Origin of the sequence: Streptomyces sp. NPDC015220 (assembly GCF_043079345.1) — a bacterium.
Taxonomy (GTDB): Bacteria; Actinomycetota; Actinomycetes; order Streptomycetales; family Streptomycetaceae; genus Streptomyces.
This window is the reverse complement of record NZ_JBIBUK010000002.1, coordinates 49,854-75,865: the sequence shown is the minus strand read 5'-3', so window position 1 is coordinate 75,865 and position 26,012 is coordinate 49,854. Positions and strand designations below refer to the sequence as shown.

General features: G+C 71.5%; 26 protein-coding genes. 16 read left to right on the top strand and 10 right to left on the bottom strand.

Annotated features, from left to right (window positions below; all coding sequences use genetic code 11):
- The first annotated feature begins 1 nt into the window (after position 1).
- The 9 genes from atpB (at position 2) to ACF061_RS05220 (ending at position 7,826) form a co-directional block, all read left to right on the top strand.
- On the top strand, positions 2-820 hold the full coding sequence (gene atpB / locus ACF061_RS05260) for a F0F1 ATP synthase subunit A (protein WP_392265465.1): 819 nt from the start codon (positions 2-4) through the stop codon (positions 818-820).
- An 80-nt stretch (positions 821-900) separates the two neighbouring features.
- Positions 901-1,140, top strand: coding sequence for an ATP synthase F0 subunit C (gene atpE / locus ACF061_RS05255; RefSeq protein WP_018571456.1), 240 nt, complete (start codon positions 901-903; stop codon positions 1,138-1,140).
- Between the two features lie 44 nt (positions 1,141-1,184).
- Positions 1,185-1,739: a F0F1 ATP synthase subunit B gene (locus tag ACF061_RS05250; protein ID WP_392265464.1), complete on the top strand. Its 555-nt coding sequence runs from the start codon at positions 1,185-1,187 to the stop codon at positions 1,737-1,739.
- The gene (locus ACF061_RS05245; RefSeq protein ID WP_392265463.1) at positions 1,736-2,551 is read left to right on the top strand and encodes a F0F1 ATP synthase subunit delta; all 816 of its coding nucleotides are present in this window, start codon (positions 1,736-1,738) and stop codon (positions 2,549-2,551) included. The genes ACF061_RS05250 and ACF061_RS05245 overlap by 4 nt, the downstream gene beginning before the upstream one ends.
- 140 nt (positions 2,552-2,691) lie before the next feature.
- Positions 2,692-4,284 carry a F0F1 ATP synthase subunit alpha gene (atpA, locus tag ACF061_RS05240; protein ID WP_392265462.1) on the top strand — a complete coding sequence of 531 codons (1,593 nt, stop codon included), beginning with the start codon at positions 2,692-2,694 and terminating at the stop codon, positions 4,282-4,284.
- 21 nt (positions 4,285-4,305) lie between these two features.
- Complete coding sequence (locus ACF061_RS05235) at positions 4,306-5,223, top strand: F0F1 ATP synthase subunit gamma (protein WP_392265461.1); 918 nt, start codon at positions 4,306-4,308, stop codon at positions 5,221-5,223.
- Entirely contained in the window at positions 5,223-6,659 is a 1,437-nt protein-coding gene (gene atpD / locus ACF061_RS05230) for a F0F1 ATP synthase subunit beta (RefSeq protein ID WP_392265460.1), read from the top strand. Before ACF061_RS05235 ends, atpD begins: the two co-directional genes overlap by 1 nt.
- Before the next feature lie 213 nt (positions 6,660-6,872).
- Positions 6,873-7,250 (top strand): F0F1 ATP synthase subunit epsilon, encoded by a 378-nt coding sequence (locus ACF061_RS05225; RefSeq protein ID WP_392265459.1) that lies wholly within the window; start codon positions 6,873-6,875, stop codon positions 7,248-7,250.
- A gap of 129 nt (positions 7,251-7,379) precedes the next feature.
- Positions 7,380-7,826 (top strand): DUF2550 domain-containing protein, encoded by a 447-nt coding sequence (locus tag ACF061_RS05220; RefSeq protein ID WP_392265458.1) that lies wholly within the window; start codon positions 7,380-7,382, stop codon positions 7,824-7,826.
- Positions 7,827-8,377: 551 nt separating this feature from the next.
- Here ACF061_RS05220 and ACF061_RS05215 read toward each other — a convergent pair.
- From ACF061_RS05215 to ACF061_RS05205, 3 genes are all read right to left on the bottom strand, one after another.
- Positions 8,378-10,216 (bottom strand): glycosyl hydrolase family 18 protein, encoded by a 1,839-nt coding sequence (locus tag ACF061_RS05215; RefSeq protein WP_392265457.1) that lies wholly within the window; start codon positions 10,214-10,216, stop codon positions 8,378-8,380.
- 128 nt (positions 10,217-10,344) lie between these two features.
- Entirely contained in the window at positions 10,345-10,986 is a 642-nt protein-coding gene (locus tag ACF061_RS05210) for a response regulator (RefSeq protein ID WP_392265456.1), read from the bottom strand.
- Positions 10,983-12,257 (bottom strand): sensor histidine kinase, encoded by a 1,275-nt coding sequence (locus tag ACF061_RS05205; protein ID WP_392265455.1) that lies wholly within the window; start codon positions 12,255-12,257, stop codon positions 10,983-10,985. Before ACF061_RS05205 ends, ACF061_RS05210 begins: the two co-directional genes overlap by 4 nt.
- A gap of 151 nt (positions 12,258-12,408) precedes the next feature.
- On the opposite strand from ACF061_RS05205, the gene ACF061_RS05200 reads away from it, so the two are divergent.
- The gene (locus tag ACF061_RS05200; protein WP_392265454.1) at positions 12,409-13,068 is read left to right on the top strand and encodes a hypothetical protein; all 660 of its coding nucleotides are present in this window, start codon (positions 12,409-12,411) and stop codon (positions 13,066-13,068) included.
- Positions 13,069-13,074: 6 nt separating this feature from the next.
- Here ACF061_RS05200 and ACF061_RS05195 read toward each other — a convergent pair whose 3' ends face one another.
- The 3 genes from ACF061_RS05195 to ACF061_RS05185 form a co-directional block, all read right to left on the bottom strand.
- Positions 13,075-13,647 (bottom strand): cob(I)yrinic acid a,c-diamide adenosyltransferase, encoded by a 573-nt coding sequence (locus ACF061_RS05195; RefSeq protein WP_392265453.1) that lies wholly within the window; start codon positions 13,645-13,647, stop codon positions 13,075-13,077.
- 69 nt (positions 13,648-13,716) lie between these two features.
- Positions 13,717-14,466 (bottom strand): ABC transporter permease, encoded by a 750-nt coding sequence (locus ACF061_RS05190; protein WP_392265452.1) that lies wholly within the window; start codon positions 14,464-14,466, stop codon positions 13,717-13,719.
- A gap of 26 nt (positions 14,467-14,492) precedes the next feature.
- A complete protein-coding gene (locus ACF061_RS05185) occupies positions 14,493-15,281 on the bottom strand; it encodes an ABC transporter ATP-binding protein (protein ID WP_392265451.1) in 789 nt (262 codons plus the stop codon).
- Between the two features lie 92 nt (positions 15,282-15,373).
- Between ACF061_RS05185 and ACF061_RS05180 the strand changes: the two genes are divergently transcribed.
- From ACF061_RS05180 to ACF061_RS05165, 4 genes are all read left to right on the top strand, one after another.
- On the top strand, positions 15,374-16,015 hold the full coding sequence (locus tag ACF061_RS05180; RefSeq protein WP_392265450.1) for a TetR/AcrR family transcriptional regulator: 642 nt from the start codon (positions 15,374-15,376) through the stop codon (positions 16,013-16,015).
- Between the two features lie 196 nt (positions 16,016-16,211).
- The gene (locus ACF061_RS05175; protein WP_392265449.1) at positions 16,212-17,060 is read left to right on the top strand and encodes a 3-hydroxyacyl-CoA dehydrogenase family protein; all 849 of its coding nucleotides are present in this window, start codon (positions 16,212-16,214) and stop codon (positions 17,058-17,060) included.
- Positions 17,061-17,207: 147 nt separating this feature from the next.
- A complete protein-coding gene (locus tag ACF061_RS05170; RefSeq protein WP_392265448.1) occupies positions 17,208-17,531 on the top strand; it encodes an STAS domain-containing protein in 324 nt (107 codons plus the stop codon).
- 357 nt (positions 17,532-17,888) lie between these two features.
- Positions 17,889-20,519, top strand: a complete 2,631-nt coding sequence (locus ACF061_RS05165; protein WP_392265447.1) for an ATP-binding protein — start codon at positions 17,889-17,891, stop codon at positions 20,517-20,519.
- Positions 20,520-20,661: 142 nt separating this feature from the next.
- Here ACF061_RS05165 and nucS read toward each other — a convergent pair whose 3' ends face one another.
- Complete coding sequence (nucS, locus tag ACF061_RS05160) at positions 20,662-21,342, bottom strand: endonuclease NucS (RefSeq protein ID WP_392265446.1); 681 nt, start codon at positions 21,340-21,342, stop codon at positions 20,662-20,664.
- Between the two features lie 300 nt (positions 21,343-21,642).
- Between nucS and ACF061_RS05155 the strand changes: the two genes are divergently transcribed.
- A complete protein-coding gene (locus ACF061_RS05155; protein WP_392265445.1) occupies positions 21,643-22,035 on the top strand; it encodes an SCO5389 family protein in 393 nt (130 codons plus the stop codon).
- 85 nt (positions 22,036-22,120) lie between these two features.
- Here ACF061_RS05155 and ACF061_RS05150 read toward each other — a convergent pair whose 3' ends face one another.
- A complete protein-coding gene (locus ACF061_RS05150) occupies positions 22,121-23,149 on the bottom strand; it encodes an LLM class flavin-dependent oxidoreductase (protein ID WP_392265444.1) in 1,029 nt (342 codons plus the stop codon).
- 231 nt (positions 23,150-23,380) lie between these two features.
- Between ACF061_RS05150 and ACF061_RS05145 the strand changes: the two genes are divergently transcribed.
- Positions 23,381-23,713 (top strand): ATP/GTP-binding protein, encoded by a 333-nt coding sequence (locus ACF061_RS05145; protein ID WP_392265443.1) that lies wholly within the window; start codon positions 23,381-23,383, stop codon positions 23,711-23,713.
- Between the two features lie 37 nt (positions 23,714-23,750).
- On the opposite strand, the gene ACF061_RS05140 is transcribed toward ACF061_RS05145, so the two are convergent.
- A complete protein-coding gene (locus ACF061_RS05140) occupies positions 23,751-24,626 on the bottom strand; it encodes an ABC transporter permease (RefSeq protein WP_392265442.1) in 876 nt (291 codons plus the stop codon).
- Positions 24,623-25,885, bottom strand: a complete 1,263-nt coding sequence (locus ACF061_RS05135) for an ATP-binding cassette domain-containing protein (RefSeq protein WP_392265441.1) — start codon at positions 25,883-25,885, stop codon at positions 24,623-24,625. The genes ACF061_RS05140 and ACF061_RS05135 overlap by 4 nt, the downstream gene beginning before the upstream one ends.
- Positions 25,886-26,012 lie beyond the last annotated feature (127 nt).

Sequence of the window (26,012 nt, the reverse complement as noted above, 5' to 3'; positions counted from 1 at the left end):
GGTGAGTGCTGAACAGACCACGCTCGCCTTCGACTGGAGCTGCCGCGTCTTCGCCGACAACGGCTGCGGCTTCCCTTCGCCGGGCCTCCACTCCTTCCTCTTCAAGCCGATGTTCTCGGTCGGCGGCTACGACTTCGACAAGCCGATGCTGCTCGCCATCATCACCTCGCTGGTCGTCGTCGGCTTCTTCTGGGCCGCCTTCAGCAAGGCCAAGGTGGTCCCGGGCAAGCTGCAGATGGTCGGCGAGGCGGGCTACGACTTCGTGCGCCGCGGCATCGTCTACGAGACGCTCGGCAAGCGCGAGGGCGAGAAGTTCGTCCCGTTCATGGTCTCGCTGTTCTTCTTCATCTGGATCATGAACCTGTGGTCGATCATCCCGGTCGCCCAGTTCCCGGTGACGTCGATCATCGCCTACCCGGCCGCCCTGGCCCTGTGCGTCTACGTGACCTGGATGGTCCTGACGTTCAAGAAGCACGGCTTCGCCGGCGGCATGAAGAACCTGACCGGCTACGACAAGTCGCTCGGCCCGGTGCTGCCGCTCGTCGTGGTCATCGAGTTCTTCTCGAACGTCCTGGTCCGCCCGTTCACCCACGCGGTGCGACTGTTCGCCAACATGTTCGCCGGTCACCTGCTGCTCGTGATGTTCACCGTCGCGAGCTGGTACCTGATGAACAGCTGGCTGGTCGCGGCCGGCGCCGTCTCGTTCATCATGGCCATGGTCATGATCCTGTTCGAGCTCTTCGTCCAGGCCGTCCAGGCGTACGTGTTCGTCCTCCTGGCCTGCTCCTACGTTCAGGGCGCTCTGGCCGAGCACCACTGAGCCACCGTTCCGCCCCCGCCCCGACACAGACGTCCGGTGGCCAACCCCCACCGGTCCTTGAAAGAGAAGGAAGAATCAGCATGGCTGCCACTGAGACCCTTGCCGCCGTCACCGGCTCCATCGCCTCCGTCGGCTACGGCCTCGCCGCCATCGGTCCCGGCATCGGCATCGGCATCATCTTCGGCAACGGCACCCAGGCGCTCGCCCGCCAGCCCGAGGCCGCCGGTCTGATCCGTGCCAACCAGATCCTGGGCTTCGCCTTCTGTGAGGCGCTCGCCCTCATCGGCATCGTCATGCCGTTCGTTTACACCTACAAGTAAACCGACGGCGGACGACCCCACCCTTAGGGAAAGGCACTGATGACATGCAGCTGACACAGCAGATGGTGCAGCTGGCGGAGGAGGGTTCGCAGAACCCCCTCATCCCGCCGGGCCCCGAGCTGGTCATCGGCCTCGTCACCTTCGCCATCGTCTTCTTCTTCCTCGGGAAGAAGCTCCTGCCGAACATCAACAAGGTTCTGGAGGAGCGCCGCTCGGCGATCGAAGGCGGCATCGAAGAGGCCGAGGCCATGAAGGTCGAGGCCCAGAGCGTCCTCGAGCAGTACAAGGCCCAGCTGGCCGAAGCCCGGCACGAGGCCGCGCGCCTGCGCCAGGAGGCCCAGGAGCAGGGCGCCACGCTCATCGCCGAGATGCGGGCCGAGGGCCAGCGTCAGCGCGAGGAGATCGTCGCCGCCGGTCACGCCCAGATCGACGCCGACCGCAAGGCCGCCTCGTCCGTGCTCCGCCAGGACGTCGGCAAGCTCGCCACCGAGCTGGCCGGCAAGCTCGTCGGCGAGTCCCTCGAGGACCACGCCCGGCAGAGCCGCGTGATCGACCGCTTCCTCGACGAGCTCGAGGAGAAGGCCGAGGCCGCGCGATGAACGGAGCGAGCCGCGAGGCCCTGACCGCCGCACGTGAGCGTCTCGACGCGCTGACGGACACCTCGTCCGCCGACGCCGCGCGGCTCGCCGACGAGCTGGCGGCCGTCACCGCGCTGCTCCACCGCGAGGTAGGCCTGCGTCGGGTCCTCACCGACCCGGCGCAGTCCGGCGAGGCCAAGGCCACTCTGGTCCAGCGCCTGCTCGGCGACCAGGTCGGCAGCGCGACCGTCGACCTGGTGTCCGGGACCGTGCGCTCGCGCTGGTCGCAGCCCCGTGACCTGGTGGACGCGCTGGAAGAGCTGGCGAACCTCGCCGACCTCACCACCGCCCAGCGGCGCAGCGCGCTCGACGACGTCGAGGACGAGCTGTTCCGCTTCGGCCGGATCGTCTCCTCCAGCACCGAGCTGCGCGCCGCGCTGACCGACCGGGCCGCGAGCACCTCGGCCAAGGTCGAGCTGCTGCAGCGGCTGCTCGGCGGCCGGGCGAACCGGATCACCGAGCGACTGGTGACGCGCCTTGTGACCGCGCCGCGGGGACGTAGCCTGGAAGCGGGACTGGAGTCCCTGTCCAAGCTCGCCGCCGACCGCCGCAACCGCATGGTCGCCGTCGTCACCTCGGCGGTCCCGCTGAGCGACACGCAGAAGCGACGCCTCGGCGCCGCCCTCGGCAAGCTCTACGGCCGCCAGATGCACCTCAACCTCGACGTGGACCCCGAGCTCGTCGGCGGGATCCGGGTGCAGGTCGGCGACGAGATCATCAACGGCTCCCTCGCGGACCGGCTCGACGACGCCGCCCGCCGCATGGCGAGCTAGCAGCAACTCAACACGCAAGACGTACACGACGGCCCTGGTTGGGCCGTGCAGAGGATTCACCTCTTATTGGGGGGAGTCCCGACTCGTGGAATACCCCCCAAGTGAAACTTCGGGCCCAACAAGGAGAGCAGGGAACCCAGATGGCGGAGCTCACGATCCGGCCGGAGGAGATCCGGGACGCGCTGGAGAACTTCGTCCAGTCGTACAAGCCGGACGCGGCCTCGCGCGAGGAGGTCGGTACGGTCACCCTTGCCGGCGACGGCATCGCGAAGGTCGAGGGCCTGCCCTCGGCCATGGCCAACGAGCTGCTGAAGTTCGAGGACGGCACCCTCGGCCTCGCCCTCAACCTCGAGGAGCGCGAGATCGGTGCCATCGTCCTCGGTGAGTTCAGCGGCATCGAGGAGGGCCAGCCGGTCACCCGCACCGGCGAGGTCCTGTCCGTCGCCGTCGGCGAGGGCTACCTCGGCCGCGTGGTGGACCCGCTCGGCAACCCGATCGACGGCCTCGGCGAGATCGACACCGAGGGCCGCCGCGCCCTCGAACTGCAGGCCCCCACGGTCATGCAGCGCAAGTCGGTGCATGAGCCGATGGAGACGGGCTACAAGGCCGTCGACGCCATGACCCCGATCGGCCGCGGCCAGCGTCAGCTGATCATCGGCGACCGCCAGACCGGCAAGACCGCCCTGGCCGTCGACACGATCATCAACCAGCGCGACAACTGGCGCACCGGCGACCCGAACAAGCAGGTCCGCTGCATCTACGTCGCCATCGGCCAGAAGGGCTCCACCATCGCGTCGGTCCGCCGCGCGCTGGAGGAGAACGGCGCGCTGGAGTACACGACCATCGTGGCCGCCCCGGCGTCCGACCCGGCCGGCTTCAAGTACCTGGCGCCCTACACCGGTTCCGCCATCGGCCAGCACTGGATGTACCAGGGCAAGCACGTCCTGATCATCTTCGACGACCTGTCGAAGCAGGCCGACGCCTACCGTGCCGTCTCCCTGCTGCTGCGCCGCCCGCCGGGCCGCGAGGCCTACCCGGGTGACGTCTTCTACCTGCACTCCCGCCTGCTGGAGCGCTGCGCCAAGCTCTCCGACGACATGGGCGCCGGCTCGATGACCGGTCTGCCGATCGTCGAGACCAAGGCCAACGACGTCTCGGCGTTCATCCCGACCAACGTCATCTCCATCACCGACGGCCAGTGCTTCCTGGAGTCGGACCTGTTCAACGCCGGTCAGCGCCCCGCGCTGAACGTCGGTATCTCCGTCTCCCGAGTCGGTGGTTCCGCGCAGCACAAGGCGATGCGCCAGGTCTCCGGCCGCCTCCGCGTGGACCTCGCCCAGTTCCGTGAGCTCGAGGCGTTCGCCGCCTTCGGTTCCGACCTGGACGCGGCCTCCAAGTCCCAGCTGGAGCGCGGTCAGCGCATGGTCGAGCTGCTGAAGCAGAACCAGTACCAGCCGATGGCCACCGAGGACCAGGTCGTCTCCGTGTGGGCCGGCACCAACGGCCGTATGGACGACGTCCCGGTCGCCGACATCCGCCGCTTCGAGAAGGAGCTGCTGGAGCACCTGCACCGCAAGGAGCAGGGCCTCATGACCTCCATCAAGGAGGGCGCCAAGATGTCGAACGACACGATCCAGGCGATCGACGACGCCGTCGCCGAGTTCAAGAAGCAGTTCGAGACCTCGGACGGCAAGCTGCTCGGCGAGGACACTCCGGCCGCTGCCGCCAAGTGACGTAAGGAAGGGACCTGACTCATGGGAGCCCAGCTCCGGGTCTACAAGCGTCGCATCCGATCCGTCACCGCGACCAAGAAGATCACCAAGGCGATGGAGATGATCGCCGCCTCGCGCGTCGTCAAGGCGCAGCGCAAGGTGGCGGCCTCCACGCCGTACGCGCAGGAACTGACCCGCGCGGTCACGGCGGTCGGCACCGGTTCGAACACCAAGCACCCGCTGACCACGGAGGCCGAGAACCCGACCCGTGCCGCGGTCCTGCTCCTCACGAGCGACCGCGGTCTGGCCGGCGCCTTCAACTCCAACGCCATCAAGGCCGCGGAGCAGCTGACCGAGCGCCTGGAGCGCGAGGGCAAGCAGGTCGACACGTACATCGTCGGCCGGCGCGGTGTCGCCCACTACAACTTCCGTGAGCGCAAGGTCGCGGAGTCGTTCACGGGCTTCACCGACGAGCCGACGTACGCGGACGCCAAGAAGGTCGCGGCGCCCCTGATCGAGGCCATCGAGAAGGAGACGGCGGACGGCGGCGTGGACGAACTCCACATCGTCTACACCGAGTTCGTCTCGATGATGACGCAGACGGCGGTCGACCCCAGGCTGCTTCCGCTGCGCCTCGACGAGGTCGCGGCCGAGTCGTCGAAGAAGGACGAGATCCTTCCGCTGTACGACTTCGAGCCCTCGGCGGAGGACGTCCTCGACGCCCTGCTGCCGCGCTACGTGGAGAGCCGGATCTACAACGCGCTGCTTCAGTCGGCCGCTTCGAAGCACGCCGCCACGCGGCGCGCGATGAAGTCGGCCACCGACAACGCGGGCGAGCTGATCAACACGCTCTCCCGTCTTGCCAACGCGGCCCGCCAGGCCGAAATCACCCAGGAAATCAGCGAGATCGTCGGTGGCGCGAGTGCCCTGGCCGACGCGACCGCGGGGAGTGACAACTAATGACCACCACTGTTGAGACGGCCACGGCGACGGGCCGCGTCGCGCGGGTCATCGGCCCGGTCGTCGACGTGGAGTTCCCCGTCGACGCGATGCCGGACATCTACAACGCCCTGCACGTCGAGGTCGCCGACCCGGCGAACGCGGGCGAGAAGAAGATCCTGACCCTGGAGGTCGCCCAGCACCTGGGTGACGGCCTGGTCCGCACGATCTCCATGCAGCCCACCGACGGTCTGGTCCGCCAGGCCCCGGTCACCGACACCGGCGACGGCATCACCGTCCCGGTCGGCGACTTCACCAAGGGCAAGGTGTTCAACACCCTCGGTGAGGTGCTGAACGTCGACGAGCAGTACGAGGGCGAGCGCTGGTCCATCCACCGCAAGGCCCCGCGCTTCGACGAGCTCGAGTCGAAGACCGAGATGTTCGAGACCGGCGTCAAGGTCATCGACCTGCTGACCCCGTACGTCAAGGGCGGCAAGATCGGTCTGTTCGGCGGCGCCGGCGTCGGCAAGACGGTGCTCATCCAGGAGATGATCTACCGCGTCGCCAACAACCACGACGGTGTGTCGGTGTTCGCCGGTGTCGGCGAGCGCACCCGTGAGGGCAACGACCTCATCGAGGAGATGTCCGACTCGGGCGTCATCGACAAGACCGCGCTGGTCTTCGGCCAGATGGACGAGCCCCCGGGCACCCGTCTGCGCGTCGCGCTGGCCGGCCTCACCATGGCCGAGTACTTCCGCGACGTCCAGAAGCAGGACGTGCTGTTCTTCATCGACAACATCTTCCGCTTCACGCAGGCCGGTTCCGAGGTCTCCACGCTGCTCGGCCGCATGCCGTCCGCGGTGGGTTACCAGCCGAACCTGGCCGACGAGATGGGCCTCCTCCAGGAGCGCATCACCTCGACCCGCGGTCACTCGATCACCTCGATGCAGGCGATCTACGTCCCCGCCGACGACCTGACCGACCCGGCCCCGGCGACCACCTTCGCCCACCTCGACGCGACGACGGTTCTGTCCCGTCCGATCTCCGAGAAGGGCATCTACCCGGCCGTGGACCCGCTGGACTCGACGTCCCGGATCCTGGACCCGCGCTACATCGCGCAGGACCACTACAACGCGGCCATGCGCGTGAAGAACATCCTGCAGAAGTACAAGGACCTTCAGGACATCATCGCGATCCTCGGTATCGACGAGCTCGGCGAGGAGGACAAGCTCGTCGTCCACCGTGCCCGTCGCGTGGAGCGCTTCCTGTCCCAGAACACCCACGTCGCCAAGCAGTTCACCGGCGTGGACGGTTCGGACGTGCCGCTGGAGGAGTCGATCGCCGCGTTCAACGCGATCTGCGACGGCGAGTACGACCACTTCCCCGAGCAGGCCTTCTTCATGTGCGGTGGTCTCGAGGACCTGAAGAACAACGCCAAGGAGCTGGGCGTCTCCTGAGCTTCGAGCTCGAAGTGAGCCGTACGGCTCACACCTGAGGGGGCGGGCGCGTCCCGCCCCCTCAGCCACGCCACTGCTGCATCTCCCGGAGGGGTGACCTCCGGGACTCCCGGCCGAGCCGGGGCGGGCCCGGGCACTTCGGTGCTCCATGGCCTACTAGACTTGTATCCAACACCCGGTGATCCCACCGGGTGGTGACCCGAGGAGCCACTCTTGGCTGCTGAGCTGCACGTCGAGCTGGTCGCCGCCGACCGCCAGGTCTGGTCCGGCGAGGCCACTCTGGTCGTCGCGCGTACCACGTCCGGCGACATCGGCGTCATGCCCGGTCACCAGCCGCTGCTCGGTGTGCTGGAGTCGGGCCCGGTGACCATCCGTACGAGTGATGGCGGGACGGTCGTCGCCGCGGTGCACGGCGGTTTCGTCTCGTTCGCGGACGACAAGCTGTCGCTGCTGGCGGAGATCGCCGAACTCTCGGACGAGATCGACGTCCAGCGCGTGGAGCGGGAGCTCGAGCGCGCCAAGGCGGAGGGCGACGCCTCCGCCGAGCGTCGCGCGGACGTCCGCCTGAGGGCGGCGACGGCGGCGCGCTGATCCCAGCGCGGATGCGATGACGTCACTCAGCCGCGGTCGGTACCGGAGGAATCCGGAACCGGCCGCGGCTGCGGTGGATGTGGATGTTTTTTCCGTTCCATTACCTAGGAGACGAGGAGGTCGGTGCCGATGGTCCTCGCTCTGACTGTGTGCGGAGTCGTGGTCGCGCTCGTGGTGGTGGGACTGTTCGTCTTCGGTCTGCGACGCAGGCTGATCCAGCGGTCCGGCGGCACCTTCGACTGCAGCCTGCGCTGGGACGCCCCGGAGGACGTCGACACCAGCGGCAAGGGCTGGAGCTACGGCGTAGCCCGCTACAACGGCGACCGCGTCGAGTGGTTCCGGGTCTTCTCCTACGCCCCGCGCCCCCGCCGCACGCTGGAACGGGCGTCGATCGAGGTGGCCGGCCGCCGGCTGCCCCAGGGCGAGGAGGAACTCGCCCTGCTGTCCGACGCGGTGATCCTCACCTGTCTGCACCGGGGCACGCGCCTGGAGCTGGCCATGAGCGACGACGCACTGACCGGTTTCCTCGCCTGGCTGGAGGCTGCGCCCCCCGGCCAGCGGGTGAACGTCGCGTAGAGCGGCGTCCGGACTCGCTGGGTCGGGGGTTCCCCTGGCAGCGGGGCCGCTGGGGGCGGGCGTCGCAGGGAGCGGGCCCCGACTCGCCGAGTGGGGGTGCCCCACCCGACAGCGGGGCTGCTCGGGGACGGCGCAGGTCGCCCGGAGCGACGTGCGCGGTTCCGCTCGACGGCGCTTCCCGCGGCACGACCCACCGGTGCGGGGTGAACGTGGCGTAGCCGCCGCACACGCCGGGTGAGGGGCCCTGGACCGGGGCCGGGAGGCCGGTCGTCGTCGCCCGCGGCGTCCCTCGGCGGCCGGCCGGGCGGGAACGTCCTCGGCCGCGGGGCCGCCGGACACGGCTGGACAAGGCCGCGGAGCCGCCGGACGCGGTCGGACGCGGCGCGGCGGCAAGCGGCCCCCGGCAGCCGGGGCGACCGGCGCGGCCCGTGGCCGCCGACTGCGGCGGGGCGGTGGTCGTGAACGACCGCCGGTGGCCGTCGCGATCATGAAGAAGCTCCCCCCGGACGAGGTCCGGGGGGAGCTTCGGTGTTCCTCGGCGCGGGCCGTGCTTACGCCAGGCCGCTGCTGAGGGCGCTCACCAGTTCACCGTCGCTGGTGTCACCGCTGAACTCCCAGAAGAAGGCGCCGCCGAGGCCCTGGCTGTTGGCCCAGGCCATCTTCGACTTGATGGTGGACGGGGTGTCGTAGGACCACCAGTTGCTGCCGCAGTGGGCGTACGCGGTACCGGCGATGGTGCCGGTGACCGGGCAGCTGTTCTTGAGGACCTTGTAGTCCTCGATGCCGGCCTCGTAGGTGCCCGGCGCGGCGCCGGTCGCGGTGCCGCCGGGGGCGTCCTGGGTGACGCCGGTCCAGCCGCGGCCGTAGAAGCCGATGCCGATCAGCAGCTTCTTGGCGGGCACGCCCTGGGCCTTGAACTTCGCCATCGCGTCGGCGGTGGTGAAGCCGTCCTTCGGGATGCCGCTGTACGACGTGAGCGGGGAGTGCGGGGCGGTCGGGCCCTTCGCGTCCCAGGCGCCGAAGAAGTCGTACGTCATCACGTTGTACCAGTCGAGGTACTGCGCGGCGCCGGCGTAGTCGGTGAGGTCGATCTTGCCGCCGGCCGAGCCGTCCGCCGTGGTGGCGGCGGTGATCAGCGCGGAGGAACCGAACTTGGCGCGGAGCGCGGCCGTCAGGTTCTTCAGGGCCGCCGGGCCGCTGGTGTCACAGGTGAGACCGCAGGCGTTCGGGTACTCCCAGTCGATGTCGATGCCGTCGAAGACATCGGCCCAGCGCGGGTCGTGCACCAGGTCGTAGCAGGACTGGGCGAAGGCCGCCGGGTTCTTGGCCGCGTCACCGAAGCCGCCGGACCAGGTCCAGCCGCCGAAGGACCAGAGGACCTTGATGTTCGGGTACTTGGCCTTCAGCTGGCGCAGCTGGTTGAAGTTGCCGCGCAGCGGCTGGTCCCAGTTGTCGGCGACGCCGCTGACGGACTGGTCGGCGGTGAACGCCTTGTCGTAGTCGGCGTAGGAGTCACCGATCGCGCACTTGCCGCCGGTGACGTTGCCGAAGGCGTAGTTGATGTGCGTGATCTTGGCCGCGGAGCCGGACGTCACCAGGTTCTTGACGTTGTAGTTGCGGCCGTAGATGCCCCACTCGGTGAAGTAGCCGAGCTTGACCTTGTTGCCGGGGGGCGGGGGAGTGGTGCCGCCGCCGGTGGTGTGCACGGCGACGGCGGCGCTGACCGGACCGGTCTGGTCGGCGGTGTCCCGGGCCTGCACGGAGTAGGAGTAGTCGGTGCCGGCGGTCAGGCCGCTGTCCGTGTACGAGGTCGTCGTCACGGTCGCGATCTTCTTGCCGTCGCGCAGGACGTCGTAGTTCTTGACGCCCTTGTCGTCGGTGGCCGCGCCCCAGGAGAGCTTCACCGAGGTGTCGGTGACGCCGGAGGCGGTCGGGGTGCCCGGCGCGGACGGGGGGTTGTCGCCGGGGACGGTCGGGCCGCCGTCACAGCTGCCGCCGTTGAGCTTGCAGCCGGAGGGGGAGCCGCTGCCGGTGCCGTTGAAGCCGAAGGAGACCGACGCACCGGGGGCGATGCTGCCGTTCCAGCCGACGTTCTTGGCGGTCCAGTGGTTGCCGGAGTTGGTGACCGTGGCGTCCCAGGCGGAGGTGACCTTGGTGTCGGAGGGGTAGTCCCACTCCACGGTCCAGGAGCTGATGGCCGAGGTGCCGGTGTTCTTGACGGTCCAGGAACCGCCGAAGCCCCCGCCCCAGTCACTGGTCTTGGTGAACGTGGCGGTGGCCGTGGAAGCCGCGTCGGCCGCCGCGTGGGCGGGACCCGTGAGCGCGACCAGTCCGGCCATGGGGAGCAACAGGGTCGCGAATCCTGCCGCGGCTCTGTGTCTGAAGCGCATGCTGCGCCTCCCTTTTCGGGGGGATGATTGGCAGGGGCATGACTGAGCCTCCATGCCCACAGTGCCGCGAGAATAGAAAGGTCTGGACCACAGGTCAATAGGTCTGGACCACTCTCACCGAGGTTCGGCTAGATCCCCAACTCTTGCGCCAGCACCGCCGCTTGCACCCGGCTGCGCAGCTCCAGCTTGCCCAGCAGGCGGCTGACGTGCGTCTTCACCGTGGCCTCCGCCATCTCCAGGCGGGCGGCGACGGCGGCGTTGGACAGGCCCTCGCCGAGGCAGGAAAGAACCTCGCGCTCGCGGCGGGTGAGCGTCTCCAGGGCCGCCGGGGCCGGCCTCGGTGCCGACGCGGGCCGCGCCGCGAACTCGGCGATCAGCCGTCGGGTCACCGCCGGAGCGATCAGGCCCTCGCCGCGGGCCACCGTCCGCACGGCCTCGATGAGATCTTGCGCCTCCGTGTTCTTCAGCAGGAACCCGGCGGCCCCCGCCCTGAGCGCCCCGAACACGTACTCGTCGAGGTCGAAGGTGGTCAGCACCAGCACATCGGCCAGGGCCTCCTCGACGACCCGCCGGGTGGCCGACACCCCGTCCAGGCGCGGCATCTGCACGTCCATCAGCACCAGGTCCGGCCGGAGCTCCCGGGCCAGCGCCACCGCCCGCTCGCCGTCCGCCGCCTCTCCGACCACCTCGATGCCGGGCGCGCTGCGCAGGATCAGGACGAGTCCGGCACGGACGGCCAACTGGTCCTCGGCGACGAGGACACGGATCACGCGGAGTCTCCCTCGGGTCGCGCACCGGTTCCGGTGCCGGTGTGTGTACCGCTGTCGATGCCGGTGGAGGCGTCGGCGCCGTCGGCGGCGCCGGTTCCGGTTCCGGCTCGGGGCCCGGCCAGGGGCAGGGTGGCGCGCACGGTCCACAGACCGTCCCCGGGGCCGGCGTCGAACGTCCCGCCCAGCAGCGCGGCCCGCTCCCGCATCCCCGCCAGGCCGGCGCCGGAACCGGGTGCGCGCGGGGCGCTTCGAACCGCGTACGGGCTGCTCACCCGGATGCGCAGGGCCGTGCCGCGCTCGTCGATCCGGACCCGGACGCGGCCGGGCGAGGCGTGCTTCAGGGCGTTGGTCGGCGACTCCTGCACGATCCGGTACGCGGCGAGCTCCACCGGGGCGGGGACCTCGCCGTGGCCGCTGTCGAGGGTGACGTCGAGACCGTTGGCGCGGGCGCCGTCCACCAGGGAACCGAGGCCGTCCAGGGTGGGGGTCGCGGCCGGGCCGCGGTCGCCGGAGCCGTCGCGCAGGAGCCCGACCATACGACGCATTTCGGCCAGTCCCGCCACGCTGTTCTCCCGGATGACGGCGAGGGCTTCCCGGGAGGTCCCCGGTTCGTCGATCGAGAGGGCTGCGGTGGAGTGAATGGCGATCGCGGACAGGTGGTTGGCGACCATGTCGTGCAACTCCCGGGCCACCCGCGCGCGTTCCGCCACCACCGCCTGGGTGCGGTCCATCTCGGCCAGCAGCGCGGTCTGTTCGGCGCGCAGCCGCGCGGACTCGGCCGCCTCGCGGTGGTCGCGGACGATCCAGCCGGTGGTGGCGGGCGCGAACGCCACGATCCCGGTGACGACACCGATCAGCACGGCTTCCGGCACCCGCCACACGGCGAGTGGCACCAGCGTCCCGGCCACCGTGAGGAGTCCGGTGATCCACAGGACCCGGCGCGCCGAGGCCGGTGAACCGTGGAGAACGGCGGCGTACACCAGGTCGGTGAACATCATGACGGTGGCCAGATTTCCCTGGGTGAGGGTGTCGGCGACCACCGCGGCCGTGCCGACGAGCAGCGCCGCCCCGGGCCGTGTCCGGCGCAGGAGCTCGCACCCGGCCGTCACGGCGAGCGGCAGCAGGAGCGGCCGGTGGCCGTCCCACAGGACGATCGGATCGGCGGCCGTACGGGTGCCCAGCCCGAGGCCCCACAGCAGCAGCCCGCCGAGCAGCCCGGCCAGGGCGATCCGCGCGTCGTCGCGGTGCGGGCGGGGCAGTCGTACGGCCATGGGTTCATCCAACACGGCGGTCCGGCCCGCCGCCTGATGCCGTGGGACGGTCCGCGAGTACGCCGAAGGATGCAGTCGCACTTCCTCACCGGCGACGACGAAACCGCTCCGATCGCCCGCGAACCTGGAGGCGGGAACGAGAGGAGCGACCGTGGTCGTCGGACTGATCATCGCCTGTGAGGTCGGTTTCTGGGTGCTGCTGGCACTGGGCCTGGCCGTCCGCTACCTGCTGAAGTGGCGGCGCACCGGTGCGGCGCTGCTGCTGGGCGAACCGCTGCTGGAGGCGGTGCTGTTCGTCGCCACCGCCGTCGACCTGAGGAACGGCGCACGGCCCGGCTGGGAGCACGGCCTGGCCGCTCTCTACCTCGGCTTCACCGTCGGCTACGGCCGCCCGACCATCCGGTGGCTCGACGGCCACGCCGCCCACCGCCTGGCCGGCGCCCCGCGCCCGCCGAAGCCGCCCCGGTACGGCCTGGCCCGCGCCCGCCACAAGGGCCGTCTCTGGCTGCGCACCCTGCTCGCCTCGGCCGTCGCCCTGGCCCTGCTGGAGGCGGCGGTCCGGTACGTCGGCGACCCGGCAGGCACCGGTCCGCTCAGGTCCTGGCAGTGGACGACGCTGCGCATCGCCGCCGTCCACGGGCTGATCGCCCTGACGTACCTCCTCTTCCCCAAGAAGGCCCCGGCCCCGGCCGCGAAGGACGGCCGGGCGGTGCGCCGGCCCGAGGACCGGCGTCCTCCGTCCGGCTGCGACGTGCCGGTCACCGAAGACGGAGCGGGGAGCGGCACCGGCCGCCGGTACGGGCCCGGGTAGCCGTGCTCAGCGCTCCCCGCCCGGCACCCACAGCACGTCCCCGGTCTCCTTGTTCGCCGTCCGGGCCAGAATGAACAGCAGGTCCGACAGGCGGTTGAGGTAGGTGGCGGTGAGCGGGTTCATCGTCTCGCCGTGCGTCTCCAGCGCGGTCCAGGTCGAGCGCTCGGCCCGGCGGACCACCGTGCACGCCTGGTGCAGCAGGGCAGCTCCCGCGGTGCCCCCCGGCAGGATGAAGGAGCGCAGCTTGTCCAGTTCGGCGTTGAAGCGGTCGCAGTCCGCCTCCAGCCGGTCGATGTAGTCCTGCTCGACCCGCAGGGGCGGGAACTCGGGGTTCTCCACGACCGGCGTGCACAGGTCCGCGCCCACGTCGAACAGGTCGTTCTGCACGCGGGTGAGGACCTTGACGATCTCCGCGTCGAGGCTGCCGAGCGCGATGGCCGTGCCGATCACCGCGTTCGCCTCGTTGGCGTCGGCGTAGGCCGAGATCCGCAGATCGGTCTTGGCGACCCGGCTCATGTCGCCGAGGGCGGTGGTGCCCTTGTCCCCGGTCCTGGTGTAGATGCGCGTCAGATTGACCATGCGGCCAGCCTAGTGCCGCCGCCGGGAGGGGCCGCCGGGGGCCGCCGCGCCCCTCCCGCCACGCGCCGGTCAGGCCCCGGCGGTGCGGAAGACGCGGGTGCCCACCGTCACGGACAGTGCGGCGAAGCCCACGGCCACCAGGGTGCCGTACAGCATGTGCGCGCTCGTGTACGAGCCGACGTAGGCGTCCCGCACCGCGTCCACCAGATGGCGGAACGGGGTGAGGCGGGAGAGCACGTCCAGCCAGGCCGGCGCCAGGGTCATCGGCAGCATCAGGCCGGACAGCAGCATCGACGGCATCGACACGGCGTTGATCAGCGGGCCGAACGTCTGCGGGGTGGTGACCTTCATCGCCGTCGCGTACGACAGCGAGGCCAGCGAGACGGCGAGCAGGGCGACGAACACGAAGCCGATGAGGATGCCCGCCAGCGGTGCGCGCAGGCCCATCACGAGCGCCGCCAGCACCAGCAGCACCGCCTGGAGGACGAAGACGGTGGCGTCGCGCAGCACCCGGCCGAGCAGGAGGGCGAGCCGGCTGACGGGGGTCACCCGCATCCGCTCCACCACCCCCTGCCCCTTCTCGATGATGATCGTGAAGCCCGCGAACAGGGCTCCGAAGAGGCCGAGTTGGAGCAGCAGTCCGGGGACGAGGATCTGCCAGGAGCTGCCCGTCCCGCCCAGCGGCAGCCCGGTGAGCAGCGGGCCGAAGAAGACGAGGTACAGCAGTGGTGTCAGCACGCCGAAGAGCAGCGCGAAGCGGGAGCGCAGGGACTGGCGCAGATAGCGGCCGTAGATGAGGGCGGTGTCGTGGAGGAGCATTCCGGCTGTCCTGTTCGGTCCGCGGTTCACACCGCTACGGGGGCGGGGCCGGCCGGGGCGGGGCCGCGGCCGGTGAGGGCGAGGAAGGTGTCCTGGAGGGTGGCGTCGAGCGAACCGCCGTACTCCAGCTTGAGCGCGCTCGGCGTGCCCTCCGCCACGACCACGCCCCGGTCGACGACGACCAGGCGGTCGGAGAGGGCGTCGGCCTCGTCGAGGTAGTGGGTGGTCAGGAAGACCGTGGTGCCCTGCTCGTCGCGGAGTCGGCGGACCAGGTCCCACAGGTCGGCGCGGCTGCCGGGGTCCAGGCCGGTCGTCGGCTCGTCCAGGAAGAGCACGCGAGGGCGGTGGGCGAGCGCCATCGCGATGTCCAGCCGGCGGCGTTGGCCGCCGGAGAGGGCGGCGGTGCGGCGGCCGAGCAGTGCGGTGAGGTCCAGGTCGGCGGCCAGTTCCTCGGCGCGCTCGGCCGCCCGCTTCTTCGGCAGGTGGTACATCCGGCCCTGGGTGACCAGTTCCTCCCGGACGGTGATCTGCCCGTCGACGCCGCCGGACTGCGCGACGTAGCCGGACGCGCGCCGGACCCCGACCGGGTCCGTGGCCAGGTCGCAGCCGGCGACCGTGGCCGTGCCGCCGGTCGGCGCCAGCAGGGTGGTGAGCATGCGGAGGGTGGTCGTCTTCCCGGCGCCGTTGGGGCCGAGGAAGCCGAGGATCTCGCCCTCGCGGACGGTGAGGTCGACGCCGCGGACGGCCTCCACCGGGCCGCGCCTGGTGCGGAAGGTGCGGGCCAGTCCGGCCGCGCTGATGACTGCTGCTGTCATGCCGCCAGAAAAACAGAGGCACTGAAAATTTGCAACGACCCCAATTTTTCACTCTCACCATCGAGGGGTGCCGAGAGGCTACGATTCCGGGCATGGCAGAGGGGCTCAGGGAGCGGAAGAAGCGGCAGACCAGGCAGTACATCTCCGACGTCGCCACGGGCCTGTTCGTCGAGCGCGGCTTCGACGCCGTCACGGTCGCGGAGATCGCCGAGGCGGCGAACGTCTCCGTCAACACCGTCTACAACTACTTCCCCGCCAAGGAGGACCTGTTCCTCGACCGCTCCAGCGGTGTGACCGACCGCCTGGTCCGCTGGGTGCGCGGCCGGGACGCGGGGGAGTCGGCCGCGTGCGCCGTGCTGCGCGAGCTGCGCGGGGAGGTCGAGGCGGTCTCGCCCCGGATCGGGCTCTTCCCCGGGTACGCCCCCTTCATGAGGGTGATCGAGGCGGCGCCCGCGCTGCGCTCCCGGCTGTGGGCCATCGGCCAGGAGGTGCAGGCCAACCTGGAACAGGCCCTGCGGGAGGAGACCGGCGCCGCGGAGGACGACCCGCTGCCGGGCCTGATGGCCGGTCAGATGGGCTGGGTCCACGGCACCGTCATGTCCGTCATCGGCCGCGAGATGCTCAAGGGGCGCAATCCGAGCGAAGTGTCCCGAGAGGTGCTGGATCTCCTGGAGGACATCGAGGACCTGTTGAGCGAAAAGGTACTCAACTACGCCGTCCGAGGCGCGCTGTGACCCCTGCCGGTGTGATGTCCGTCAATTGAGACGTGACGCGCGTTACTTACCGGTCACACAGCGCCGCGCGGGCGCTAGTGTCCGCCCAGGAGCCATACGTGAACAGCGTTCCAGAGCTCGCGCGGCACCGCCCGCGCAGTCGCCCGGCGGTCGTCGCCCGCGCAGTCGTCCAGCAGTCGTTCAAAGGGGAGTCGGAGTGGCACGGAAGCTCGCCGTCATCGGGGCCGGTCTCATGGGATCCGGCATCGCCCAGGTCTCCGCGCAGGCGGGCTGGGACGTCGTCCTGCGGGACGTCACCGACGAGGCACTGAGGCGTGGCACCGACGGCATCAGGGCCTCGTACGACAAGTTCGTCTCCAAGGGCAAGCTGGCGGCCGAGGACGCCGAGGCGGCCCTCGCCCGCATCACCCCCACCACCGACCTGGACGCGGCCGCCGACGCCGATGTCGTCGTGGAGGCGGTCTTCGAGAAGCTCGAGGTCAAGCACGAGATCTTCCGCACCCTCGACAAGCTGGTGCGCGAGGACGCGGTGCTCGCCTCCAACACCTCCGCGATCCCGATCACCAAGATCGCGGCCGTCACGGAGCGCCCGGAGCGCGTCGTCGGCGTGCACTTCTTCTCGCCGGTGCCGATGATGCAGCTCGTCGAGCTCGTCCGCGGCTACAAGACGAGCGACGAAGCCCTCGCCACCGCACGGGAGTTCGCCGAGTCCGTCGGCAAGACCTGCATCGTCGTCAACCGCGACGTGGCCGGCTTCGTCACCACCCGGCTCATCTCCGCCCTCGTCGTGGAGGCGACCAAGCTCTACGAGTCCGGCGTCGCCACCGCCGAGGACATCGACCTGGCCTGCCGGCTCGGCTTCGGCCACGCCATGGGCCCGCTCGCCACCGCGGACCTGACCGGCGTCGACATCCTGCTGCACGCCACCGGCAACATCTACACCGAGACCCAGGACGAGAAGTTCGCCCCGCCGGAGCTGATGCGCCGGATGGTTGACGCCGGTGACATCGGACGCAAGAGCGGGCAGGGCTTCTACAAGCACTGAGACCGCGCCGGCGTCCGAGATCACCCGTTGGGGTGAATTCGGTCTCGGTTCGCCAACAGACAGCAACCGCAGCGCCACTCACGCAGTCAGACGTTGCACAGTCAACCGTCACAACGGAGTACGCCACCGCATTCCCGGGGAGCGCATATGTACATCAGGGGCGACCACGCCGAGGTGGTCGTCGGGGGCCGCCTCGACGTCCGCAGCGCGGCGGACGCCCGTACGGTCCTGCACTCGGCCGTGGACGACGGGGCGGGCGACCTGATCCTCGACCTCTCCGAACTCGACTCCTGGGACGCCACCGGACTCGGTGTGATCATGGGTGTCCACCGGCGGGCCGGCCGCTGCGGCCGGCGGCTGGTGCTGCGCCGGGTGCCGCCGCAGATGCAACGCCTGCTGGTGGCCACCCGGCTGCACCGCATCCTGGCCATCGAGGGCGGCATCGGCGTGGAGTCCCTGCCCCGCGTCTGACGGGCGCGTGTCCGACGGGCCCGCGGACCGGCGGCGCCCACGGGTCCCGCGTCCGACGCCCCGCCGGGGCACCCCACGGGTGTGAACCGGGCGGCGCGGGGGACCCGGGCGGCTCGGCCGGCCGAACGAAGGACCCCAACCGTACGTCGCACGCAATCCTCACGAGACCGTGACGTCTCGGGCAGCGCGGTACCCCGGGCTGTCATGGATACTGTGCGAAGGTTTAGGGTTCGGTCGCCCGCTGCCCAGCAACCCTCGCGCGGGCCCGGACCAGAAGCGACAGCGCGGTGTGCAGCAAGGCCGGGAGGGGTCGAAGAGCACACGACGCTTTTGGGGGGCTTGGAACCTGTGGAACCCATGGACCCGAACATCCCGGAGCCCGAGGACATGGGCCATGACGGCGACGGCCACGCGCCGGGCCGGCGCCCGCCCCGGGACTCCGTCGCATCCGACTTCGCGCCGCACGCGCCCGCACTGGCCCGCACGGTGCGGCTCGTCGCGGGTGACTTCCTGCTCACCGTCAACCCCGTCGACGGCAGCGAGATCGAGGCCTGCCCGCCCGGAGAGCGCCCCGGCCCCGCCCGCCGGCGCACCGAGGCCGACCGCGCCGAGGCCGACCGCGCGGCCCGGCCGCCCGTCCCGCCCGGCCCGGCCCCGTCCGCCGAACCGCTCCTGGAACGCCAGGGCGAACGCGAACACCTGGTACGGCTGCTCGCCCGCGGCCGCTCGGTACGGCTGACCGGCCCCGGCGGCTCCGGCCGCACCAGCCTCCTCGACCTCGTCGCCGGGGACTGCGCCGACCTCGCCCCCGACGGCGTCGTCCGCCTCTGCGGCCACCGCCGCACGGCGAGCGAGCTGCTGTTCGACCTCTTCCACGCCGTCCACAGCGCACCCCTGCACCGCCCGGACCGGGACGAACTCCTCGAGCACGTCCGGGAGATCGGCGCGGTCGTGGTCGTGGACGACATCGAGTTCGGCGGCAGCGCGCTCGACGAGCTGCTCGACGCCACCCCCGAGTGCGCCTTCCTGATCGCCGCCACCCCGGACGTGCCCGCGCCGTCCGCCGACTCCGGCGTCGAGGAGGTCTTCCTCGGCGGCCTCGACCGGGCCGGCGGCGTCGAACTCATCGAGCGCGGCGTCGGCCGGGTGCTCACCGAGGAGGAGGCCAACTGGGCCGGCGACCTCTGGTTCGAGTCCGAGGGCCTGCCCCTGCGCTTCGTCCAGGCCGGCGCCCTGCTGCGCCAGCGCGACCGGCTGCGGGCCGGCACCAGCGCGGTCGAGGAGTTCGGCGTCTTCGCGGACGCGCCGCCGGTGGACGCCGTCCTCGGCGACGACACCGCCGACGACGTCCCCCTGCCCTCGCTGGGCGACGCCGCCGCGCCCGCGCCGCTGCTCGCCTCCCGGCTGAGCGCCTCCGCGCGCGCCACCCTGCGGTTCGCCGTCGCGCTCGGCGGCGAGGTGCCCCACCAGTCCCACCTGCCGGCGCTGGTCGGGGACACCCACGCCGACGCCGCGCTCGGCGAGCTGGCGAGCTGCGGCCTGGTCTCCCCGGCCGGCTCCCGCTACCGGCTCGCGGCCGGGGTGCTCACCCAGCTGGAGGCCGCCGGGTACGGCGACGACGCCGAAGAGCAGGCGCGCACCGTCGCTCGGCACTACGCCTGGTGGGCCGGACACCCCTCGGTCACGCCGGAACGGGTGGGCGCCGAGGCGGACGCCTTGCTCGCCGCGCTGGCCGTGCTGGTGCCCGCCGCCACGCCGCCGGGCGAGGACGGGGAGAGCGCCGCCGTGCAACTCGCCCGCACGGCCGCGCCCGCGTTCGCCGCCGGGCTGAACTGGAGCGCCTGGGAGCGGACGCTGCGCTTCGGCGTCGAGGCCTCCCGGCTCGCCGGCGAGGTCGCCGAGCAGGCCTACTTCCACCACGAGTTGGGCATCCTCGCGCTCTGCGGCGGTTCGCTGGACCGGGCCCGCGCCGAGCTGGAGGCCTCCATCGGCCTGCGCGGCGCGCTCGCGGACAAGCGCGGCACCGTCGCGGGCCGCCGCGCCCTCGCGCTGGTCGCCGACCGCTCCGGCACGGCGGCGGGCCTCCTCGCGCTGCCGGCCGGGCCGGGCGCGACCGCGGGCGAGGAGGAGCCGGACGCCCGCGCCGAGGAACCGGCGCCGCGGCCCGGCGGCGTCCCCGACCCCTTCCCGGCGCTCCAGCCCCCCGGCGGCGACACCTCGGGGCCGGTCGCCTACCAGCCCTCGGGCGCGCCCACGCCGTCCGCGCCCTTCCCGTCGTACGGTCCGTCCTCGACCGGCCCGGCCAAGCACCGGCTGGGCCTGAAGGGCTTCGCCCGGCGCAACCTGGTGGCGGCGGGCGCGGGCGCGCTGCTCGCGGCCGTCCTCGGTACGGTGGTGACGCTCGGCGCCACCTCCCACAACGACGCCAACGACCCGTCGGACCAGGTCAACGTCAATCCGTCCACCGGCCAGGGCACCGACGACGGCGGCTCGGACGCGGACACCCCGCAGAACGACGGCAGCGGCGGTGGCGGCGGTGCCGGCGGCGTCGGCACCGCCACCAGCCGCCCCACGGCCCCGGGCTCCGACGGCGCCCACGGCACGTCTCAGGACCCGGCCCGGCCGGCCGGCACGGCCGGACCGTCGACCGGCCCGAGCGGGACGACGGCTCCGGGCGGCGGCGAGGGCGGCGGCAAGGGCGGCGGAACGGACGACGGCGGCGGGTCCCCCGAGCCGTCCGGGTCCGTGACCCGGCCGAGTTCTCCCCGCCCCTCCACCTCGTCGAGCGCCCCCACGCCGACCGATCCCACGCCGGACGATCCGTCCCCGTCGCCCAGCAGCTCGTCCCCGCAGACGCCTCCCGAGGGCACCGCGTCGCCCGGTACCTCGAACTCGGCCGGCGGTCCCGCCGCCTCCAGCGGCTCGGCGAGCGCGCCGGAGAGCGGGGGCGCGAGCTCCCCGGACCCGTCGGGCGCCCCGGTGATCTGAGAACCCGCACCGGCGGGACGTCAAGGGCCGGGACCCCGTCGAAGACGGGGTCCCGGCCCTTGACGCGGTACCGCCGCGTGATCGGAGGGGCCGCGGCCTGTCGTCCTCCGCGATCGGAGGAGCGGCCCGTCGTCCTCCGCGATCAGAAGAGCCGCAGCTTGTCGTCCTCGATGCCGCGCAGCGCGTCGTAGTCCAGGACCTGGCAGCCGATGCCGCGGTCGGTCGCGAGGACCCGGGCCTGCGGCTTGATCTCCTGCGCCGCGAAGACGCCGCGCACCGGGGCGAGGTGCGGATCGCGGTTCAGCAGTTCCAGATAGCGGGTGAGCTGCTCCACCCCGTCGATCTCACCGCGCCGCTTGATCTCGACGGCCACGGTCTGTCCCTCGCCGTCCCGGCACAGGATGTCCACCGGGCCGATGGCCGTCATGTACTCGCGCCGGATCAGCGTGTAGCCCTCGCCGAGCGTCTCGATGCGGTCGGCCAGGAGCTCCTGGAGGTGCGCTTCGACACCGTCCTTGATCAGTCCCGGGTCCACGCCGAGCTCGTGCGAGGAGTCGTGCAGGATCTCCTCCATCGTGATGATGAGCTTCTCGCCCGCCTTGTTGACGACGGTCCACACACCCGCCGCACCTGTCCCGTCCCCCGTCTCCTCCTTGAGCGTGCACGGCGGGGACATCCAGTTCAGAGGCTTGTAGGCACGGTCGTCCGCGTGGATCGAGACGCTGCCGTCCGCCTTGACCAGGATCAGACGGGGGGCTGACGGGAGGTGGGCGGTGAGCCGGCCGGCGTAGTCGACGGAGCACCGGGCGATGACGAGACGCATGGTCGGCAACGCTACTCGAACCACCCTGCCGGGCGCGATTCGCCCACCGGCGCCCGTGCCCCGGCCCCCGGCCGCCGCCCGCGCACCGCCCCATTGATCCCTGGATCACCCGTGTTCACTTGTGGCCGATTGTGTGCCCAACCCGTCCCGCCGGTAAGTGCATTCGCCTAGTGAGTGCCCGTTTAGTTGCCTAACGTAGAGAACGGGAGGTCGCGATGTGTGTACGCACCGTGTTCGGTATCACGAACTCCCCCATCTGTCCGGCAACCCCTGTCGTTCGGGGGTGCGAGAGGAGAACCCATGTCGCTCGACGTCTCACCGGCCCTACTCGAACAGGCCGAGCGAGGCGAGGTCGACGAAGCCGACTTCGTCGACTGCGTCCGGACCTCCCTGCCCTACGCGTGGGAGATGATCAGCTCCCTGGTGGCCCAGCTGAAGGTGGACGGCGGAGAGTTCGCCGACAACCAGACGCCCCCGCCGGACGAGCAGGCGCGCGGTCAGCTGCTGCGCGCGCTCGCGAGCGATGCCATTCGCGGCGCGCTGCAGCGGCACTTCGGTGTGCGGCTGGCCTTCCAGAACTGCCACCGGGTGGCGGTCTTCCCGCTGGACTCCTCGGTCGACGAGCGGCTCGCCCGGTTCACGTCGGTGCGTGCTCAGCTGCTCAACCAGTCGCCGGAGCTCAGGGACTGCTGAACCACGGTCGTCCGCTTGCCGCACCGTCCGCGGGAGGTGCACGGAGGACGGGGCGGCAAGCCTGGCCCTGACGGCGACGGCCCGGTCAGCCGAGGTGGGGGAGTACCTCGGCGCCGAGCCGTCGCACGTTCTGCTCCGTCGCCGCCAGATCGCCCGAGCCCTCGACGAGCAGGGCGAAACGGTTGATGCCGGTGCGTTCCGAGGTCGCGGCGAGCCGGTCGGCGCACAGCCGCGGGGTGCCCACCGGGTGCAGCCCGCAGAGCAGTTCCGTGTACTCCAGCGGATCGCGCATCCGGCGGGCGCGGCCGTCCACCGTGACATGGGCCTCAAGTCCTTGTTTGAGCCAGCCCGGCATCGCCTTGAGCAGGGCCTCCGCCGCGTCCGTGCGCCGGTCCGCGATCTGGCAGACGCCCGCCGAGACATGGGCGGCGTCCCGGATCTCCTCGCCCGGCCGGCCGGCCGCCCGTGCGCAGCGCCGCCACAGGGCGACCATCTCGGCCTTCTCCTCGTCCCCGACGTGCATCCCGAGCAGCATCGGCAGCCCGCGTTCGGCGGCCGTCCGTACGCTGCCCGGAGAGGTGCAGGCGACGACGACCTCGGGGCCCGGGGTCTCGGTCAGCGCCTCCGACGGGCGCGGCACCACCGGAACCTCCCGGAAGGCGAATCGTTCCCCCGACGCGGACACCGACGGTTCGCGCAGCCACCGCACCACCAGATCGAGGGACTCCGGAAATCCTTGTTCGTACGCCTCCAGACCGACGCCGAACACTTCCAGGTCCACCCAGGGCCCGCCGCGGCCCAGGCCCAGCGAGAACCGGCCGCCGCTCGTCACGTGCAGCAGCGCGGCCTGCTCGCCGAGCGCGACGGGGTGGGCGGTGGGCAGCACGCTGACCGCCGTGCCGACCCTCAGCCGGCGGGTGCGGCCGAGCAGCAGTGCGGCCAGGGTGATGGCCGACGGGCACGTCCCGTACGGTACGAAGTGGTGCTCGGCCAGCCAGACCGCGTCCAGCCCCGACTCCTCGGCGACCTCGGCCGTGCGGACCGCGCGGTGCAGCGCCTCTCCTTGTCCCTGTCCCGGGAACTGGGCGGCCACCACGAAACTGCCTACGCGCATCGCTGTTTCCTGCTTCCTCGGCTCCGACCCGGAGCTCCCCGCCCGGCATAACCGCGTGACACGTGCCGAGGACACGGCCTGGCGAAGGGATTTCCGGATTGTCGGTCGAATACGGCCCCATGGAGGGGGACTTGTGGGGGTTGGTCGGGAATCCGGTTCCGCACACGTACCCCTGTCGCCGCCGCGTACCCTGGACAGGGCCCGTCTCCCGCGAGTTCAGTGAGGTGTCCCGTGTCCCCGCGCCACAACCGCCCCAAGGGCTCCGGCTCGTCCGGCCGGAGCGCCGAGGACGAGGAAGCGAGCCGCTACGGCGGCTGGCAGTCCTCCGAGAGCTGGCAGGGCGAGGACTGGAGCGTGCGCCATGTCGCGGGCGCGAGCGCGGCGGGCAAGACGTACCGCTGTCCGGGCTGCGACCAGCTGATCGGCTCGGGCGTCCCGCACGTGGTGGCCTGGCCCGAGCACGCCGGGGTGGACGACCGCCGGCACTGGCACAAGGCCTGCTGGAACGCGAAGGACCGCCGCACCACGCGGGTGCAGCGGTCCCGGAACGCCCCTCGGTTCTAGCGCCCGTCGCGGCTCTGGTCCGGCACTGTCCGGCCGGTCACACGTCCCGCTTCTCCAGCAGCGCCCACGCGCCGGCGAAGGCGACCGCCGTGACGCCCACGATGATCCACAGCGGGTCCCAGCCGGACGGGCCGGAGTCGCTGAGGGAGTTGGAGTAGAAGATGCTCAGCTGGTTCGGGATCGAGTACTCGAACAGCGCGTTGCGCACCTTCTCCAGCGAGTTGGTGAACATGAACAGCGCGATGACCAGCGGGGCGAGAACCACACCGATCATGATGGTGATGCCGCCCGCCGAGTGCCGCAGGATCGAACCGATCAGCAGCGAGACCAGCCCGAGCAGGGCCAGGTAGAGACTGACCCCGACCGTGGCCTTGAACCACTCCGCACCGGTGGGCTGCCGGGCGCCGGTGCCGTCGAGCATCGCCGTCTGCGCGACGGCGACGAGCGCGGTGGACACCAGGGTGATCGTGAAGGCGAGGAGGAAGAACACCAGCGCCTTCGCCGCGAGCACGCGCCCGCGGGTGGGGCACGCCGTCATGGTGGTGCGGATCATTCCGGTGCCGTACTCCGAGGCCGTGGTCAGCACCCCGAGGGTCATGACGCAGATGCTGCCCAGGAGCAAGCCGAAGAAGCCGAGCGCCAGCGGGCTCTCGCTGCCGGAGAGGTCGGAGGAGGAGTTGGCGGCCAACGCGCCGGCCAGCAGCCCGATCCCGACAACGAGCAGGACGAACACGCCGAGCGTCCACATGGTGGAGCGCACCGACTTGATCTTCGTCCACTCCGAGGCGAGGGCGTGGCCCAGGTGCGTACGGACGACGGGGATCGGCGAGGTGTAGCCGGCGTACGGGGAGGGGGCCCCCGCCTCCCAGGCGGGCGGCGCGGCCTGCGGCATCGGAGTCTGCGGCGTGCTCATCGGGCGTCCTCGGACTTGGTCGTGTCGACTGCGGGGGCGGAGGCGGCGGGGGCCTCCGCCGGGGGGCCCGGCTGCGCGGGCACGCGCGGAGCCTGCGGCGCGCTCTGCGCGTACGGGTTCGGCGTGGGCCCCGGAGCGTCGTGCGGCCGGGCCTGCGGCGCGACGCCGTAGGGCCCCTGGGGCGCGACCGGCTGTGCCGGCTGCCCCTGCGGCGGCGCGAACGGCTGCCCGCCCTGCTGGAGCGGCGGCGGCGCGTACCAGCCGGGCTGGCCCTGGCCGGGAACCGGCAGGGGCGGCTGGGCGCCGGGCGGCAGCGGCTGCATCAGCCCGGCCTTCTGGTCGGTCGTCGAGCGGTAGTCGACCGCGCCCTGCGTCATCCGCATGTACGCCTCCTCCAGGGAGGCCTGGTGCGGCGACAGCTCCCACAGCCGTACGCCGGCCTCGTGCGCGAGGTCGCTGATGCGCGGCAGCGGCAGTCCCGTCACACGCAGCGCGCCGTCCTGCTCGGGCAGCACGTGCCCGCCGGCCTCGGTCAGCGCGGAGGTCAGCTTCTCCCGCTGCTGCGGCTCGGTGTCGGACGTGCGGACCCGGGCGAAGTCGGCGGAGTTCGCGGAGATGAAGTCCGTCACGCTCATGTCGGAGAGCAACTGCCCGCGCCCGATGACGATCAGGTGGTCGGCGGTCAGCGCCATCTCGCTCATGAGGTGACTGGAGACGAACACGGTCCGGCCCTCGGCGGCCAGCGACTTCATCAGGTTCCGCACCCAGAGGATGCCCTCGGGGTCGAGACCGTTCACCGGCTCGTCGAACAGCAGCACCTGCGGGTCGCCCAGCAGCGCGGCGGCGATGCCGAGCCGCTGGCCCATGCCGAGCGAGAAGCCCTTGGAGCGCTTGCGCGCCACCTCGTGCAGACCCACCACGCCCAGCACCTCGTCGACGCGGCGGGCCGGGATGCCCGAGAGCTGGGCCAGGCTCAGCAGGTGGTTGCGGGCGGACCGGCCGCCGTGCACGGCCTTGGCGTCCAGCAGGGCGCCGACCTGGCGAGGGGCGTTGGGCAGCTTGCGGTACGGGTAGCCGCCGATCGTCACGGAGCCCGCGGTGGGGTTGTCCAGTCCGAGGATCATCCGCATGGTCGTCGACTTGCCCGAGCCGTTCGGCCCGAGGAAGCCGGTGACAGCACCGGGCCGCACCTGGAAGGAGAGGTTGTACACGGCGGTCTTGTCGCCATAGCGTTTGGTCAGGCCGACTGCCTCGATCATGCTCCGGTCCCATCGGAAGGTACCCGTCCCAGGTTCAGGACAGCGGGGCGCACGCCCCCGTAAGGCTTAGGAGGATATCCGGGCGCTGACGGTTCCGGCCAAAAGAAAGTAAAAACCGCTGGGTCCC

Bases quoted from the DNA above. Each gene is read 5' to 3' on its own strand.
- ACF061_RS05150 (WP_392265444.1), bottom strand. From the start codon at position 23,149: ATGCGCGTAGGCAGTTTCGTGGTGGCCGCCCAGTTCCCGGGACAGGGA.
- ACF061_RS05185 (WP_392265451.1), bottom strand. From the start codon at position 15,281: ATGACAGCAGCAGTCATCAGCGCGGCCGGACTGGCCCGCACCTTCCGC.
- atpE (WP_018571456.1), top strand. From the start codon at position 901: ATGGCTGCCACTGAGACCCTTGCCGCCGTCACCGGCTCCATCGCCTCC.
- nucS (WP_392265446.1), bottom strand. From the start codon at position 21,342: ATGCGTCTCGTCATCGCCCGGTGCTCCGTCGACTACGCCGGCCGGCTC.
- ACF061_RS05220 (WP_392265458.1), top strand. From the start codon at position 7,380: ATGGTCCTCGCTCTGACTGTGTGCGGAGTCGTGGTCGCGCTCGTGGTG.
- ACF061_RS05205 (WP_392265455.1), bottom strand. From the start codon at position 12,257: ATGGCCGTACGACTGCCCCGCCCGCACCGCGACGACGCGCGGATCGCC.
- ACF061_RS05215 (WP_392265457.1), bottom strand. From the start codon at position 10,216: ATGCGCTTCAGACACAGAGCCGCGGCAGGATTCGCGACCCTGTTGCTC.
- atpD (WP_392265460.1), top strand. From the start codon at position 5,223: ATGACCACCACTGTTGAGACGGCCACGGCGACGGGCCGCGTCGCGCGG.
- ACF061_RS05195 (WP_392265453.1), bottom strand. From the start codon at position 13,647: ATGGTCAATCTGACGCGCATCTACACCAGGACCGGGGACAAGGGCACC.
- ACF061_RS05165 (WP_392265447.1), top strand. From the start codon at position 17,889: ATGGACCCGAACATCCCGGAGCCCGAGGACATGGGCCATGACGGCGAC.
- ACF061_RS05250 (WP_392265464.1), top strand. From the start codon at position 1,185: ATGCAGCTGACACAGCAGATGGTGCAGCTGGCGGAGGAGGGTTCGCAG.
- ACF061_RS05235 (WP_392265461.1), top strand. From the start codon at position 4,306: ATGGGAGCCCAGCTCCGGGTCTACAAGCGTCGCATCCGATCCGTCACC.
- ACF061_RS05135 (WP_392265441.1), bottom strand. From the start codon at position 25,885: ATGATCGAGGCAGTCGGCCTGACCAAACGCTATGGCGACAAGACCGCC.
- ACF061_RS05190 (WP_392265452.1), bottom strand. From the start codon at position 14,466: ATGCTCCTCCACGACACCGCCCTCATCTACGGCCGCTATCTGCGCCAG.
- atpA (WP_392265462.1), top strand. From the start codon at position 2,692: ATGGCGGAGCTCACGATCCGGCCGGAGGAGATCCGGGACGCGCTGGAG.
- ACF061_RS05245 (WP_392265463.1), top strand. From the start codon at position 1,736: ATGAACGGAGCGAGCCGCGAGGCCCTGACCGCCGCACGTGAGCGTCTC.
- ACF061_RS05180 (WP_392265450.1), top strand. From the start codon at position 15,374: ATGGCAGAGGGGCTCAGGGAGCGGAAGAAGCGGCAGACCAGGCAGTAC.
- ACF061_RS05155 (WP_392265445.1), top strand. From the start codon at position 21,643: ATGTCGCTCGACGTCTCACCGGCCCTACTCGAACAGGCCGAGCGAGGC.
- ACF061_RS05140 (WP_392265442.1), bottom strand. From the start codon at position 24,626: ATGAGCACGCCGCAGACTCCGATGCCGCAGGCCGCGCCGCCCGCCTGG.
- ACF061_RS05170 (WP_392265448.1), top strand. From the start codon at position 17,208: ATGTACATCAGGGGCGACCACGCCGAGGTGGTCGTCGGGGGCCGCCTC.